Origin of the sequence: Sphingobacterium sp. UBA7631, from assembly GCF_002483935.1 — a bacterium.
Taxonomy (GTDB): domain Bacteria; phylum Bacteroidota; class Bacteroidia; order Sphingobacteriales; family Sphingobacteriaceae; genus Sphingobacterium; species Sphingobacterium multivorum.
This window is the reverse complement of sequence record NZ_DLIX01000010.1, coordinates 706598-722075: the sequence shown is the minus strand read 5'-3', so window position 1 is coordinate 722075 and position 15478 is coordinate 706598. Positions and strand designations below refer to the sequence as shown.

Here is a 15478-nt window from a genome sequence, read left to right as displayed (position 1 = left end):
AAAAACAGCACAATCAAAACAAATGATTTATTTTAGTTTTTCATGATGGCCATTATAGGTCTGATCTTAATGATCGAAAAGCATTTCTCATTTCTTTTGTAAAGAGTTCCGGTTGCTCCCAGGCAGCGAAATGCCCGCCCTTTTCCAATTTGTTGAAGTAGATCAGTTTCGGATAAGCGCGTTGGGCCCAAGTTTTTGGAACAGCATAGATCTCATCGGGGAAAGCACTTACCGCTACCGGAATCTTTAATCTCCTTGGATCAAAAAATCCCGCTGTGGATATCTGGGATGCCTCCCAGTACAGACGCGCTGAAGATATTCCGGTATTTGTAAACCAATACAAGGATATATTGTCAAGGATGTCATCCTTGGATAGTCCTTCCTGCTGACCTGCGAATATACGTGTAATCAATTTTTGGCTCCGGTAATCATGGTCAAGCATCCAGGCTGCCAATCCGACCGGTGAATCATCAATTGCATAAAGCGTTTGGGGGCGTAGACTCATTTCATTGGCGTAGCCCAAACCTTTTTTATAGAAAAAGTCCAGTTGCATGAACGCATTCTTTTCATCTGGGCCTAAATCCGAAGGTATAATACCTTTTGCCAAGGCCTGCGATATTTCACTTGGTACTGTGGCTGCCATATTGGTATGAATTCCAAGTAATGATTTGGGAGCAATCAGCGCCATATTTTCGGAGATTGCATTTCCCCAGTCACCGCCTTGGGCTACATATTTATGATAGCCCAGTCTGTCCATGAGTGTGATCCATGCTTTGGCTACACGTACAGGGTTCCAGCCAAGTTCTGTGGGTTTCCCCGAAAAACCATGCCCGGGAATGGACGGAATTACCACATCAAAAGCATCTTCTTTTTTTCCTCCGAATTTCTCCGGATTGGTAAGCGGTTCAATGATCTTTAATTGCTCGATAATCGATCCTGGCCAGCCATGGGTAATAATTATTGGAAGCGCATTTTTATTCTTTGAGCGGACATGAATAAAATGAATATCCACTCCGTCAATATTTGTAATGTACTGCGGGTAAGAATTTAGTTTTGATTCTATTTTTCGCCAGTCATATTTTGTCAACCAATAGTCCGCAAGTGACTTCATCGTAGCAAGTTCGACCCCTTGTGTTTCATTGTTGACAAGTTCCTTGTCCGGCCATTTTGTATTCCGTAGCCGTGCTTTCAGATCTGTGATCTTTGCATCGGGTATTCGGATGTGGAATGGACGAATGCTCTGATCTAGCTGAACTGTATTGTTAGAGGCGATTTGCGCGTAGGTAGGTACAGTTCCTAATACAAACATCGCTAGAAATGTTGCCGTTATTATGGTCTTTTTCATTGTAGGAATTTTATAAGGGATTTAACTAATTTATCTAAGGGATTTGAATGCAGCTCTAAGCTCTTCCGTAAAAATCTGAGGTTGCTCCCATGTTGCAAAGTGTCCTCCTTTTTTCGCTTTATGATAGTAATACAAGGTGGGATAAGCGGCTTTTGACCAGCTTTCGGGTGCTTGGTAGATTTCATGTGGGAATACGGAAATCGCCACAGGAACTTCTATAGTCTTGGTTTTTTGATGATCTGAACTGAAATTATTGTTATTGTTTTCCCAATAGAACCGTGAAGAGGAAGCACCGGTATTCGTCAACCAATACAATGTAATGTCATCTAATATTGCATCTCTATGGATTACTTTTTCGGGTTGTAGGTCACTTTCTGTCCATTCTGCAATTTTTTCGTACAAGAATGCTGCAAGTGCACTCGGAGAATCAGACAGAAGATAACCTGTTGTCTGTGGTCTTGTAACCATCATTCCGCCATAGGCTGCATTTCTTCCAAAGAATGTACTTAGAGAATTATATGCTTTAGCTTCGTCTTCTGAAAGTCCGATAGGAGTAGGGTCACCCGCGTTAATCGGTTTTACCAATTCAGCGGGAATTGTTGCGGGCATCGTAAGGTGTATTCCAAGAAGTCCGGACGGAGCCTGCTTTGCCAATGCATCGGAGATCACTGAACCATGATCACCACCTTCCGAAACATATTTTGTGTAGCCAAGGCGTTTTACCAATACATCCCAAGCTTTGGCAACGCGGTCTGGATTCCAGCCTGTTTCTTTAGGGATTTCTGAAAAGCCATATCCTGGAATTGCAGGGATAATCACATCGAACGCATCTTCTGCTTTTCCACCATATTTTAGAGGATCAGTCAGCGGGCCAATGGCATCTATGAATTCTAGCGGTGACCCTGGCCAACCGTGGGTAAGGACTACCGGTAGTGCATTGGATTCTTTTGAGCGTACATGGATGAACTGGATATCCAAACCATCAATTTTTGTTATGTATTGTGGAAGAGCATTTAATTTTTTTTCAAGTTTTCGCCAGTCATATCCTTTCCCCCAATAGGTTACCAGTTCCTTCAACTGTGCTAATTGAATGCCTTGAGATTCATCATTCACAGTTTCTTTATCGGGAAAGCGAGTTTCCGCGATACGGCGTTTGAGCTCGTCAAGCTTTGACTGAGGAATGTTGATCTTAAATGGCCGGATGCTGGTGTTTGTTTTTAAAACAGTACTGGTAGTTTTGTTGTTTTGAGCACTGGCAATGGTAGGTAGACTTAGCGAGAATGCTGCTGCTAAGAGTACGGTTGTAAGTTTTGTTTTCATTGTTTCTTGTTTTGAATTTTTGTCCTGATTTCTTTTTGTTGAGACAAATGTAGACCAAGCCAAAGGCTATGGAAAGAAACAATCGGTTGAACCGGACATATTAGCTGTCGAGTTGGTTATTTTAATCCACGAACAAGATGATGCTATAATTGATCGTTTTGAATGATATATTTATAAATTGCGTGTAACTTAGACAAATGTTCGAACCGGTGGTAACTGTGGCGTTTGCTGCACATCTTTGATGAAAAGGTGAGGAAGATCTTATATTGGTCTATAGAGCAGATGCATTACAGTAAATATGAAAGCAAAAAGTTTCAAAAACAGAAAAACAGCGGTAAATAAACCGCTGTTTCACTTTGTCGGTCTGATTTTATAAACAACGGATCGTCCCTCCGTCGACCCGTAGTACAGAACCGCTGACATAGTCAGCAAAACGACTACAGAGGTAGACAACGGCACCCGCAATTTCTTCAGGTGCACCAAACCTGCCCGTATCATTTGGGATAAGCTCCTGAACTGCTTTGTACTTAATCTCTTCCCTATCCGTTCCCCATCCAAATTTAGGTGCTGCCTGCTCGAGCCATTGTTCTACCATTGGATTGATAATGGCTCCGGGAGATACGATATTCGAAGTGATGCCTGTCTCTTTAAGCTGTCTAGCTAGCGATACAGACATATTATGTCGCGCGGCAAGAGTCGCATTATAATGTGGCTGTTCCTTTATGGGCTGTATGGCCAATCCACCTCCAATGTGTATTAACCTGCCCCAACCAAGCTCCTTCATCTGTGGGACGATGCGCTGTATCATACGTACATATGAAACCACATTTGTGTTGTACAGCGCTAACCAGTCCTCTGTACTGGCTTCGCCCCATGATTTGTGGGAAGTAACTCCGGCATTATTAACCAGTATATCCACCGGTCCGGAGGAGAGTGCCGCTGCAGCTACAGCATCGGCGCCTTCATCCGTCCCAAGGTCTCCGATCGCTACTGTGGCAGATCCACCGGAAGCGTTAATCTGTGCAGCTACATCCTCGGCCCGTTTAAGGTTACGTCCATGTATAATTACCATGGCGCCTTCACTTGCGAGCATTTTAGCAATGGCTTCGCCCAACCCGGAACTAGATCCGGTTACCAGGGCACGTTTGCCCTTTAATTGTATGTCCATTTTAATTGATTTTTATGCTATGAATGTTTTTTATTTGGCGCATAACCAAATTCCTTTTTGTAGGCAAAGGAAAAGTGGGAGAGGTCCTCAAAACCCAGATCCAAGTATACATCGGACGGCTTCCCTTTTTGCTGTTCGATCAAGAAGCGGGCTGTATCCAGGCGCTTCTGCAACAGCCACCTGCCCGGGCTGGTATGAAACTGCTTTTCAAAATCGCGCTTAAAACCCGAAAGGCTGCGGCCTGTAAGAAAAGCAAAACGTTCCATTGGTACATTGTAGCGATAATGGCTGTTCATAAAGGCTTCCAGGTCAATCTTACCCGGTTCATTAAAATCAAACAGCACATTTTTAAATGCAGGATTATGCTGAATAAGTAGTAAAACAAGCTCTCTGGCTTTAAGCGCAACAATACGGTCATCCGTTTGCTGTTGCAGATAAGGAACCAAGGAATCTACAAAACCTTTCAGCAATGCACCTGGCTGGATAAGCAGTGCTGAATGGGGATCAATTATGCTATCAGCTTTCAGTCCATATTGTTCGCTCATTTCCTTTAAGGTGCACTGATCGATATGCACTGCTATAGACCTGAAACTTCCATCGGTGGTACTTTTCACGTATTTTGTTAATTGATTGCGTCGAAAAAAGCGGAAGTCACCTTCCCGATAGGAATGCTTTTGATCAGCAAGCCAGACATCCTGTTTCCCCTGGAGAATATAACTGAAGATATGATCTGCTACAAAAGCTTCGCCCTCGATCGTGTTTCCGGAATAGGTATTTAGCACTATTCTGGGGCCTTTAGCTGCATCTTTTGCTTTTTCGGAAATATCATTTTTACATTCCATAGCGATTAGCTTATGATTACTTTTGGTTCTAATTGTTCTTCGAGTCCATATAATCCTCCTTCTCTGCCCAGGCCTGATTGTTTAAATCCGCCGAATGGTGCCAGCGCATCGTGATAGATCGTATTGATCGCGACCCTGCCGGCATTAATCTGTGCAGCAACTCGTTGCGCCCGCTCCATGTATGAACTGCTTACATAAGCATGCAATCCATATATGGTATCGTTGGCAATGGCAATAGCTTCTTCTTCAGTTTTGTAGGTAATAACGGATAATACAGGTCCGAAAATTTCTTCTTGCGCAATCGTCATGTCATTACTTACACCTGTAAATATAGTGGGTTTGACGTAAAATCCGCTCTGCAATCCATCCGGTTTACCCAAACCACCAACTAAAAGTTCCGCGCCCTCGTCGATACCCAGCCTGATATAATGTTGTATCCGGTCAAACTGTTTCTGACTGGCCATTGGTCCAATGACCGTCTGCTCATCTCTTGGGTCACCAACTATTTGTGTAGCCATTGTTTTCAGCAAGATAGCTTTAACTTCTGGAAGGACAGCTTCCGGTACCAGCAGTCGTGTGCCAGCAATACAGGCTTGACCACTATTCATAAAGGCTGCACTTACCGCCATTGGTATTGCAGTATCAAGATCCGCATCATCAAGAATAATATTGGGTGATTTTCCACTGAGTTCCAGCGTGACGCGCTTCATCGTATCTACTGCATTACGGGCAATGATCTTGCCGACTATTGTAGAGCCTGTGAATAGGATTTTAGCCACAGCAGGGTGGGTAGACAATAGCGTTCCCAAAATATCTCCGCGTCCATGTACCATATTGATTACGCCGGCTGGAAGTCCTGCCTGGTGGAAGCACTCTGCCAAAACTTGCGACTGAATCGCACTCATTTCACTGGGTTTGATTACTACGGTACAGCCAGCTGCTATCGCAGCAGCCAGCTTCACACATATGGAACCTGAATTGGCATTCCAGGCCGTCATAATACCGGTTACGCCAACTGGCACCATAGAAATTACCGAATGACCTATGGGACGTTCGAAAGAAAAATCCTTAAGGATTTCCTTGAAGTAGAGGAAAGTCTCAGCGGCATACTGGTTTGACCAGCGAGACCGTTGTACTGTTGCACCATACTCTGTTGTGGTTGCTTCCTGCAGGTCATCGAGCCGCTCCATCAGCGCATCATGCAGTTGCTGTAGGTAATCCATGCGTTGTGCTCTTATTGTTTGTGAAAAAGAAGGTAAAGCTGCTGATGCAGCAACTATTGCAGCCTCCATATCCTGCTCATTGCCCAAGATGACATGACCGATGAGGCTTTCATCCGAAGGATTAATGATATCCATCTTCTCGGTACCAGTCGAAGGCCGAAATTGCCCATCGACATAATGTTGGTTAATTATTTTCATTTTGTTGTCTTTTAAAACTTCGCTCAAAAGCATCGTTATTATTGACACAAAATTACATCGCTGCCATCCTTGAAGGTTTGTTAGAAAGCCCAGATTACTTTGTTGAAAGGCTCAAGTATCATGCTGAATCACAAGTAGTAGTTTGTGAGAAAGATTAATTTTTTCAAAAAAAATTCTACCTTTGTAGTCTGTTATACTATATCTAACATATTATCTGCGTCTTAACTAAAAAAGACACGCTCGAAAAAGAGCTATAACTGCATGAAATCTTTTGACTTTCAGTGCACAGATAATTGTATCCCCATATTTTATTAAATCACAACCGAAAAATTGATTATCAAATCGATTGGTTTATCATTTTACGATGTTATAGCATTTAAAATGCTTATTATACAAGGAATATAATGAATAGTAAACAATTAATAAGTAGAGAAATAGAGTTATTCTACGATAAAGTATCGGAAGAAACCAGACTTGATAAGGGAATGGGAGTATTTGAGTTTGAAAGAATAAAATCACTTATAGAAAAATACATCATCTCTTCACCATTAACCATAATTGATATCGGTGGTGGCACAGGGAAGTATTCGGAATGGCTTGCAAAGAAAGGACATCGAGTTCATTTGGTGGAGCCCGTTACAAAACATTTAAAAATAGCCCGCGACAGAGCTAATAAATTGAAAAACAAATTTGCTGTGCACAAAGGAGAATCTCGAAAATTAGAGTTCTCAGATAATTATGCCGACCTTATTATACTACACGGTCCACTTTATCATCTTCAAGAGAAAGAGGACCGGGATTTAACCATTTGTGAAGCCAAACGAGTTCTGAAAAACAACGGCGTTATATTGGGTTTTGCCATTAATTATACTGCATCCACTTTGGTAGGTCTTTTAAATGGGTTAATCCACAAAAAGTCATTTTTTGAAATGTGTAAGGAAGAACTAACACTTGGCAAACATAATCCGCCCCCTGATTTCCCTTGGCTTTTAGCAGAAGCATTTTATCATAGGCCCGAACAATTAAAGAATGAATTTTTAAATCAACAATTAACCTATTTAAATACGTATGCAGTTGAAGGTTTGGCATGGTTGGACAAAGACTTTTTTGCCAATATGCAGAACTACCAACGGCGGAGAGTACTCATGGAGCTTATTCAAATTACTGAAAATGATAGCTACCTTCTTCCATTCAGTCCACATATGATGATAGCGGTACAAAAAACATATAACCATGGAAAATAAAGACAAATATTACTGGGCACTAATAGACAATGATGGTCAACTAAACGAAATTGATCTCGGAGAAAAAATAGGATTGAACGAAAACGAAACCAACAAAATAATTGTACAGCTTTTGTCTGAATATAAAATTGAATATACAGCAATCAGATCCTGCAATTACAGCCCGACGAAAAGAGCAAAGAGAATGAAGAAAAATTAACCGCTAATGTATTTTTCCTAGGAGCTGTTACTGCAATAGTCTATGTTGCCTTTAGTCTGGCAAGGCTGGTCATGGCGATAGTTGCGGCTTTGCTTATTGGTGGGTTTTACGCTGAGATTATATTTCGAGGGATCGATTTGATACGTAATGAATATAGCGATTGGGAGCACGAAATCCTAATAACTTTTGTAAATTAGGAAAGCAGCAAAAGACGTTGTCTGTTGACAACAGATAACGTTTTTTTTGTTTGATTATTTACTTATTAACGTTTAAAGGAACAAGATATGGGCGGAAAATTGATCCTAAAGTTCTCACTTTTGGTCGGACAGCTATTCTTAGGAGAAAGCTGTACCCATAACTCACATCGGGTGACGGCAGAAAATACTAAAAATGAGATTACAGCAGTGTCAATTTCTATGGTTGGCGGATTTACAGTAACACCTTCAAAAGGTTATACGATGAAGATAACAAGAGATAGTATTTATTGTCTGTTTTCTGCAATTGATACAGCGCAGAGTACCCTAAAATCATATGTCAACACAGAAGATAAATGGAACTTGTTATTGGATAAAATTGATTTGGAAAAATTTATTGCCGCTAAAGAAGAGGAATCGCGTCAGCCATACGACGGAATAGATATAAAAATAAGCATTACAACAAAAATGGGGCAATATGTAAAACTGAATGCTGACAATAACCCTAGCTGGAATCGTGTATATAGACAATTGGAAGAATATTTTCCCCCACAATCATACGGAAACAAAAAGTTAGATAAGTGAATCTATTAAAGACCGTACCGCTTATAATAGCTTTTTGTAACTTAGATTGCTTTCCATTTTTTGCTGTAAAAAAGGGAAAGAAAATTTTTTGACATAAATAAACACCATAAATAAAATATAAATTAACATGGATGAGCAATTCAAACAGCAGATATATGAGTTGGCTAAACTGATTCCGAATGGTAGAGTGACGACCTATGGGTCGATAGCAAAAGCCTTGGGCTATCCAAATCATTCGCGACATGTCGGAAAGGCTATGGGAGGATGTCCCAGTGATGTACCCGCCCACCGTGTTGTATCCAGTGGCGGCACGCTCGCAGTGCCTGAATTTCAAGAACGGCTTGAAGCCGAGGGGCTTGTTGTCAATAATTTACGGATCAAGGACTTTAGAAAGCTGTTTTGGGATCCGATGGACGAAATAATCGATTAATGTAATACTATGAAATACTGTGCTTTTCTACGCGGCGTCAATGTGAAGGGAACCAATATGAAGATGTCAGATGTCTGTCAGGTTTTTAAGGACGTCGGTGTAACGGACGTTACTTCGGTACTGGCTTCTGGAAATATTGTTTTTTCGTCGGACAAAGCGCCCGCCTCGCTCAAGCAGTTACTGGAGGATTCCATGTCGGCCTATTTTTCTTATGAAGCTTTTTTGTTCATCCGATCACAGGAAGAAGTGGAATTGCTGCAGGCAAATATTCCTTTTGAAATACATACGGACTTCCATGTCTATGCTTTCGTAGGGACAACAGGTGTCGAAACAATACTGATGGATGAATTCAGCAATTCGACACATGTGCCGGGAGAGAAGGGCGAAATTGTCGATACGGTCTTTTATTGGTGCGTACCCAAGGGCAATACCTTGGATTCCAGCTTCGGAAAGGTGTTGGGGAAAAAGAATCTGAAAGATAAGATGACAAGCCGGAATATCAACACCTTTGAAAAGATATTGAAAAAAATGGGTTAATTAACGGAATGAGCCCGGTATTATCCAGGCTCATTTTTAGTTTATGGAATTCAGCCATGCGCGAAGTAGTTACTTGGATGAAAACTTTTATGGCATTGATCTTAATCAATCTCAGCCGATTTAGCCCAGATGTTAATATGGCCGTCTTTTGCATAAAGATCAATTTCGTGAATTTCTTCCGGTCTAAACGTCAGATTCTTCAGCGCACCCACGCAATCAATGACCTGTTGTGGTCTTGAGGCGCCAATTAGCGCCGATGTAACTTGCTTCTTGCGTAAAACCCATGCTATAGCCATTTGTGCCAGTGATTGCCCTCTACGCTGTGCAATTGCATGTAAGGCCTGGATGTTCTTTTGATTTTCTTCATTCAGAAATTTTGTCTGAAGTGATTTGGATTGCGCCGCACGGCTATTCTCGGGGATATGCTGTAAATATTTATCGGTGAGCATGCCCTGTGCCAAAGGGGAAAAGACGATAGAACCAATGCCTATCTCATCCAAGGTATCGAGCAAGCCATCGGTTTCTACCCATCTGTTTAGCATAGAATAGCTAGGCTGATGAATAATAAAAGGTGTGCCCAATGATTTCAGGATTGCATAGGCTTCTTTTGTGCGTTGCGAATTATAGGATGAAATACCGACATAAAGCGCTTTTCCGTTACGGACAAGCTGATCTAGCGCCAGCATGGTCTCCTCCAAGGGGGTATTGGGGTCGAAACGATGTGAATAGAAAATATCGACGTAATCGATACCCAGGCGTTTAAGTGATTGCTCACAGCTTGATATCACATATTTACGGCTTCCCCATTCTCCGTAAGGCCCGTCCCACATGTGATATCCCGCTTTTGATGAAATAATCATCTCATCGCGTAAACCGTAAAATTGTTCTTTTAATATTTGTCCGAAGGCCCTTTCGGCACTTCCAGCAGGCGGACCATAATTGTTTGCGAGATCGAAATGGGTAATTCCCAGGTCAAACGCTGTTGTGCAAATATCAACTTTCGTTTGATGGGCTGTGTCGTCACCGAAATTATGCCACATTCCCAATGAGATGGCAGGCAATAGAAGACCGGATTGACCACAACGATTATAGATCATATCTTGATATCGGTCTGGATTTGCTGTATACTGCATAGTCTTGAATAGTTTTAATCCAAACTAAGATAAATTTACGCTTATTTGCAAGTTTTAATTCCATACGATGGCTGTAATTTTTTAGTGCAGGAAAAGTTTTGAAAGTATCCTGTACAGATATTCTTCGAGAGCATTTGGAAAACTGCCGCTCAATGTCTTTCAAAAATCGAAATTTAATGTATTTTTATATGAAATCTAAGAAAACGATTAATTCATACGATGAGGAAAATTCTAACCATCCTAAGCTTTGTTTTTATTGTATTGGGGAATTGTTATGCCCAATCAAAACATTTACTTTTCAAGACTGATTTTGGCGATTTTAAAGTTGTACTTTATGATTATACCCCCAATCATCGCGATTTGATGTTGCGATCTATTCGGGATACGGTCTATCAAGGAGCATTGTTTAATCGGATTATCGAAAATTTTGTTGTGCAGGGCGGAGAGCATGATATCGATATTGAAAAACGTGAGGCGGCAGATCCTCTTCATAGAAAACCGCGATTGGCGGCAGAGTTCGATGACCGGGCGTATCATAAAATAGGTGCCTTGGGTGCAGGACGGGATGGAAACCCCGCAAAAGCATCTTTTTTAAATCAGATCTATTTCGTGGTCGGAAAGAAAATCACGGCAGCAGAACTGGATAGTCTGGAATTGAAGAAAGGGATAAAATATACTGCAGCACAACGTCAGGAGTACTTGGCTCGTGGCGGACAGCCAAGACTTGATCACGATTTTACCGTTTTTGGCGAGATTTATGAGGGATTAGAGGTGATCATGAAAATCAGTCGGGTAAAGACGGATAAACAAGATTTTCCACTTCATAATGTGCCTTTTAAGATTGTCGAAATAAGTAAATAAACTTAACAGTCGGAGCAATATTCATAAAAAAAGGGCAACTAAGCCCTTTTTCTATTTGCTGTGTTGATCAAATTCTTCTTTAAGCTTCTGATAACGCTCTTTCCACTCGTCTGGCAGCTTGCTCGGGATGTCTTTGAGACTTTTCAGCTGAAATGCAAAGACACAGGCTGCAAAGCCCACCGTACTTATGGCCATTCCGGTCCATATGACCAGCGAAAAACCTGCAAATAGCGGATTCCAAAGTAAGATAAAGCTGAAAATAATGCCTAAAATGGCAAATAATAAATTCCAGCCCCAAGATTTACTGCCGTAATTTTTGAGGTCAAAAGAAAAGGATAGCAATTGAAAGGATTTAAAGAGCGCATAAAAGCCTACAATAAACGCCAACGTGCTGGCTGAAAGCAACGGGTTGGCAATCAGTAATATGCCGAATAGGGTATAAAGAATTCCTCCGGTGAGGTACCAACCCCAACCGTCCACTTCATCTTTGTTCTGCACGGCAAAGATAATTTCCAAAATACCGGAAATAATAAATGACCATGAAAAAAGAATCGCTAATGTGAGAAATGCGGCAACAGGTGTGTAAATGGTATAGAACCCCAAAAGAATTAATAGAATGCCGATAATCAACGGAATATACCAGTGCTTGATGGATGATCTGATCGTTTTAAAAAATGAATTTGCCATAATAATGAGTTAAGATGATGCAGTATTGTCGATAAAAAAGCCCCATTAATTACTTAATGAGGCCTTACATATATAAAACTGATTAAATTAGGCAAAAGGAAAATGTACTAGATCTTTCCAGTCTCTTTTAAAAGTTTGTAATATGCATACACAATATTGATTTCAGCATTTGTGTATTTCAATTCCGCTTCAAGTTTTGAGTTTGAAGCATCCATGATATCGACGATCAACGCCAATTGGTTCAAATACTTTTTCTCAATAATACGATAGTTCTCATCTGCAAGGGCTTTATTGTATTCCAGCGTCTTGCGTTGTGAGTAGGCCTCATTGTATTTAATGTATGCAGTATTAACAGCGACGCTGGTTTTTTGTTTCAGAGCACTTGTGTATTTTTCGTTCTTTTCAATTTGTAGATCATTTAGTTTAAGCTTTTTTCCTGTCGTGTAGAGTGAAGAAATCGTATAATTCAGGGAGATACCGGTATTCCAGGTATTCATATACTTGTCGATCACCGGCATCACATTGGTGATAGGTTTCACAAGACTGTTTCCCGCGAATAGGCTGAGGGCAGGGGATCGCTCTGATTTTGTAATAGCTTTTTCTGTCTGCAAAAGTTCGGCTTCCTTGGCCGCGAGCTGAAGGCCCGGGCTGAATACATACGCGTCTTGTTTTAAGCTCGCGAGGTCTGTCAGCTGAAAACTGCTGTTTAATAGTTTGTCATCCGGCTCAATTACTGTGCTCTCCGGTAGCCCTAATGCGACTATAAGCTCTTCATTCAGGATTTTCCGATTGTTCTGAATCACCTCTTTGGCTAACTCCAACTCGGATATTTGCAATTGGTTGCGGATAACATCATTTTTGGTGATCATGCCCTGTTTATATAATTTTTCCGTCAGGTCCAGTCTCTTGTGCGCAAGCTCAATATTTTGATTGTAGACAGCTTCTTGATTTTTCAGTTTAAATAGATCAAGGTAATAGCCTAAAACCAAAATTTTAATGTTCTGTTCTTCATTTTTATGGTCCAATTCAGCCAGTTCTTCGCCCAGCGAGGATGCTTTGATGCTATTTTTTACGACACCGCCCTTCCAGATAAGTTCTTTCGCTTCCAATGCATAGTTGTTACCGAAATGGGGTAAGGGGACTTTTTCCGACCCCGAAAGGTCTTTGTCGATCAACGCAGCGTTGCCGAGGTAAAAAGCCGATGCTGAAGCACTGATTTCGGGAAGCCTTCTTAATTTTGCAACTTCCGTTTTTTGTTGGGCGATACTTACGGCCGACGCCGAAACAATAAGATTTGGGTGGTTATGGATAGCAAGTTCGAACAGTTTTTCAATTGATATTTTTCGGCTGTTTATGCTGTCTTGACCGTATGTTTGATTGCAAAATAATGTAAAGAAGCATAACGTCAAGTAAAAACCTATTTTTCGGGCTCTTGACTTTGTATTCATGGTATTTAACTTTGTTTATATATGTGATACAAAGTTAGCATGCCCTGGGGTGACAAGAAATGTTTGATTACTGCTTTATGATGTTCAATTGGTAACAAGATTTACCTGTTGTTCACGAAATAGCTTAGGTGTTATGCCGACATGTTTTTTGAAAAACTTGCTAAAAGCATATTGATCTGAAAAATTAAACTCTTGTGAGATCTGGTTGATTGTTTTGGTAGAAATGGTGAGCTGCGCTCTAGCTTCTGTGACTAGCCAGTTACTGATAATTTCCGAGGGCGATTCTTGTGTAATCTCCTTGACGCTGATCGACAGGTATTTGATGGAAATGTGGAGGCGGTCGGCGTAGAATAAGAGATCGCGCTGCGCTTTGTAGTGATCAGCTATAAGCTGTAAAAAATGTACGGTAATTTCTTCCTTTCTCTTGTTGCGTGCCTTTCCGGAGCTTTCACCAGCAGTATAGATCACATCGGCCAAAAGGTAGATAATAGCCATAAAAATATTGATGTTGGCTTTTTGGAGAAAATCCTTCTTCGGGTCGATCGGTTTTTTACGATTGCTATGCAAAGTGCATAACAATGTCCAGATAGCTTCAAAATCGTTGGGGGCGGGAGTAAAAGGTGTGGAACGATTGGCATTGATTAACCGATACGCATCATATCGACTGATCGACAAGCGTATTCGGTTGGAAAAATTCCGGTCATAATGAAGGATTTTAAATATAGCATCGGTACTAATTGTTGTAAAGCTGTAGTACTTATTGTATCCGATAAAGAGGATACTGCCAGCTTGGAGATCGGTAAGCGTACCATTGCTATTGACCTGGATAGAGCCTCTATACAGCAGTATACAAGTCGTCCATAAGGGGTGATAGTAGTAGTCTTCTCCCTTCGCAGGAAGTTCCGATTGATCTATAAGTTCTATTTCATTCATTTTTATAATAAAAAAGTAAGGAATAGTGTAGGCAACTTTACCGCTATAATAGCAAAAAATTGTTATATCCTGTTTAGGAAAAAGGGACAATCAGTTTCTTTGGTACTGGAAGCTCAACAATATAAGATTGGAGGAGCAGCCCAAGAGCGACTCCATCAATCCTATATTATCACCTTTAAAAAGCGACTTTTTTAGGGTCCGATCCGGAAAACCCCATTTCAGGTAAATCGAGGATAGTTTTGATATCGCTTGCTGTCAGCTCAAAATCGTCGATCACTAAATTTCTTTTAATATTATCGGGATTGGTTGATTTTGGCAGCGGCAAGATACCCTGAGATAAAGCAAATTTGATACAGAGTTGTCCAACACTAGTATTCTTTTCCTTAGCCAAAGCAACGAGTGTTTCATCCTGTAATATTCTGCCCGAACCCAGGGGTGACCAAGCCTGAACAAGGATGTCATTGGATTGGCAGAGTGCCACAGTATCTTGCTGAAGGTAACCCGGATGAAATTCAATTTGGTTCACTGCAGGGATGATTGTCGCTGACTCCAATAATTTGGCGAGGTAGTCTTTGGGGAAATTACTCAGGCCGATCGCTCTAACTTTCCCCTCTTTGTACAGCTGCTCAAAAGCCCGCCAGGTATCGGCGTTGATGTCAGACCAGTTTGCAAATTGCGTTTCGTTGGCAGGCCAATGAATCAGGTAAAGATCAAGGTAATCCAATTGTAGATCGCTGAGCGATTTTTCGAATGCAGCAATAGTCTTATCGTATCCACGCTCGGTATTCCAGAGTTTTGTTGTAATAAACAGCGAATTACGATCGATACCACTGTCTTTTATCGCTTTTCCAACACTCTTTTCGTTGCCATATATGGCCGCAGTATCAATATGTGTATACCCAGCGGCAAGTGCTTCTTTAACTGCCTGATAAGCTTCGTCGCCCTCAGGAATTTGCCAGGTTCCAAATCCAATTGCCGGAATTTCAATTCCATTGTTCAATTTGAATGTTTTCATTGTGAGTCGTGTTTTTATGTTGAGCTAAAATAGGATTTCGCCTGTAGTATCTGGTCACTGAAATGTCAAGAGGAAATACTTTTGGGTAGAGGAGGGGCGACTTATTCTGTATTGCC

16 protein-coding genes are annotated in these 15478 nt (G+C 41.1%); 6 read left to right on the top strand and 10 right to left on the bottom strand.

The genetic code is table 11. The annotated features are described in order from the left end of the window. Positions 1 to 52: 52 nt before the first annotated feature. The 5 genes from B3P16_RS19620 to B3P16_RS19600 all read right to left on the bottom strand — a co-directional run bounded on the left by B3P16_RS19620 (position 53) and on the right by B3P16_RS19600 (position 6096). On the bottom strand, positions 53 to 1345 hold the full coding sequence (locus tag B3P16_RS19620; RefSeq protein ID WP_286843969.1) for an epoxide hydrolase family protein: 1293 nt from the start codon (positions 1343 to 1345) through the stop codon (positions 53 to 55). A gap of 30 nt (positions 1346 to 1375) precedes the next feature. Next, a complete protein-coding gene (locus B3P16_RS19615) occupies positions 1376 to 2665 on the bottom strand; it encodes an epoxide hydrolase family protein (protein WP_286843967.1) in 1290 nt (429 codons plus the stop codon). Between the two features lie 370 nt (positions 2666 to 3035). Next, entirely contained in the window at positions 3036 to 3833 is a 798-nt protein-coding gene (locus B3P16_RS19610; RefSeq protein ID WP_286751771.1) for an SDR family NAD(P)-dependent oxidoreductase, read from the bottom strand. Positions 3834 to 3850: 17 nt separating this feature from the next. Continuing rightward, complete coding sequence (locus B3P16_RS19605; protein ID WP_286843965.1) at positions 3851 to 4675, bottom strand: helix-turn-helix domain-containing protein; 825 nt, start codon at positions 4673 to 4675, stop codon at positions 3851 to 3853. A gap of 5 nt (positions 4676 to 4680) precedes the next feature. Further along, the gene (locus B3P16_RS19600) at positions 4681 to 6096 is read right to left on the bottom strand and encodes an aldehyde dehydrogenase family protein (protein ID WP_286751773.1); all 1416 of its coding nucleotides are present in this window, start codon (positions 6094 to 6096) and stop codon (positions 4681 to 4683) included. A gap of 404 nt (positions 6097 to 6500) precedes the next feature. On the opposite strand from B3P16_RS19600, the gene B3P16_RS19595 reads away from it, so the two are divergent. The 5 genes from B3P16_RS19595 to B3P16_RS19575 all read left to right on the top strand — a co-directional run bounded on the left by B3P16_RS19595 (position 6501) and on the right by B3P16_RS19575 (position 9285). Then, positions 6501 to 7340 carry a class I SAM-dependent methyltransferase gene (locus B3P16_RS19595; protein WP_286843963.1) on the top strand — a complete coding sequence of 280 codons (840 nt, stop codon included), beginning with the start codon at positions 6501 to 6503 and terminating at the stop codon, positions 7338 to 7340. Next, the gene (locus B3P16_RS19590) at positions 7330 to 7539 is read left to right on the top strand and encodes a hypothetical protein (RefSeq protein ID WP_286843961.1); all 210 of its coding nucleotides are present in this window, start codon (positions 7330 to 7332) and stop codon (positions 7537 to 7539) included. Before B3P16_RS19595 ends, B3P16_RS19590 begins: the two co-directional genes overlap by 11 nt. Positions 7540 to 7823: 284 nt before the next feature. Beyond that, positions 7824 to 8318: a hypothetical protein gene (locus B3P16_RS19585; protein ID WP_286843960.1), complete on the top strand. Its 495-nt coding sequence runs from the start codon at positions 7824 to 7826 to the stop codon at positions 8316 to 8318. A gap of 127 nt (positions 8319 to 8445) precedes the next feature. After that, positions 8446 to 8748: an MGMT family protein gene (locus tag B3P16_RS19580; RefSeq protein WP_046676233.1), complete on the top strand. Its 303-nt coding sequence runs from the start codon at positions 8446 to 8448 to the stop codon at positions 8746 to 8748. Between the two features lie 9 nt (positions 8749 to 8757). After that, entirely contained in the window at positions 8758 to 9285 is a 528-nt protein-coding gene (locus B3P16_RS19575; RefSeq protein ID WP_286843959.1) for a DUF1697 domain-containing protein, read from the top strand. Between the two features lie 101 nt (positions 9286 to 9386). Here B3P16_RS19575 and mgrA read toward each other — a convergent pair whose 3' ends face one another. Next, a complete protein-coding gene (gene mgrA / locus B3P16_RS19570; protein ID WP_286802554.1) occupies positions 9387 to 10418 on the bottom strand; it encodes an L-glyceraldehyde 3-phosphate reductase in 1032 nt (343 codons plus the stop codon). A 219-nt stretch (positions 10419 to 10637) separates the two neighbouring features. Here mgrA and B3P16_RS19565 point away from each other — a divergent pair, with 219 nt between their 5' ends. Continuing rightward, positions 10638 to 11279 (top strand): peptidylprolyl isomerase, encoded by a 642-nt coding sequence (locus tag B3P16_RS19565; RefSeq protein ID WP_115048508.1) that lies wholly within the window; start codon positions 10638 to 10640, stop codon positions 11277 to 11279. A gap of 51 nt (positions 11280 to 11330) precedes the next feature. Here B3P16_RS19565 and B3P16_RS19560 read toward each other — a convergent pair whose 3' ends face one another. The 4 genes from B3P16_RS19560 to B3P16_RS19545 all read right to left on the bottom strand — a co-directional run bounded on the left by B3P16_RS19560 (position 11331) and on the right by B3P16_RS19545 (position 15362). Further along, on the bottom strand, positions 11331 to 11966 hold the full coding sequence (locus B3P16_RS19560) for an HdeD family acid-resistance protein (protein WP_286802557.1): 636 nt from the start codon (positions 11964 to 11966) through the stop codon (positions 11331 to 11333). Positions 11967 to 12073: 107 nt separating this feature from the next. Next, the gene (locus B3P16_RS19555) at positions 12074 to 13414 is read right to left on the bottom strand and encodes a TolC family protein (protein ID WP_286802559.1); all 1341 of its coding nucleotides are present in this window, start codon (positions 13412 to 13414) and stop codon (positions 12074 to 12076) included. A gap of 84 nt (positions 13415 to 13498) precedes the next feature. Further along, positions 13499 to 14347, bottom strand: coding sequence for a helix-turn-helix domain-containing protein (locus tag B3P16_RS19550; RefSeq protein ID WP_286843958.1), 849 nt, complete (start codon positions 14345 to 14347; stop codon positions 13499 to 13501). 175 nt (positions 14348 to 14522) lie between these two features. Then, complete coding sequence (locus B3P16_RS19545; protein WP_286802560.1) at positions 14523 to 15362, bottom strand: aldo/keto reductase; 840 nt, start codon at positions 15360 to 15362, stop codon at positions 14523 to 14525. Positions 15363 to 15478 lie beyond the last annotated feature (116 nt).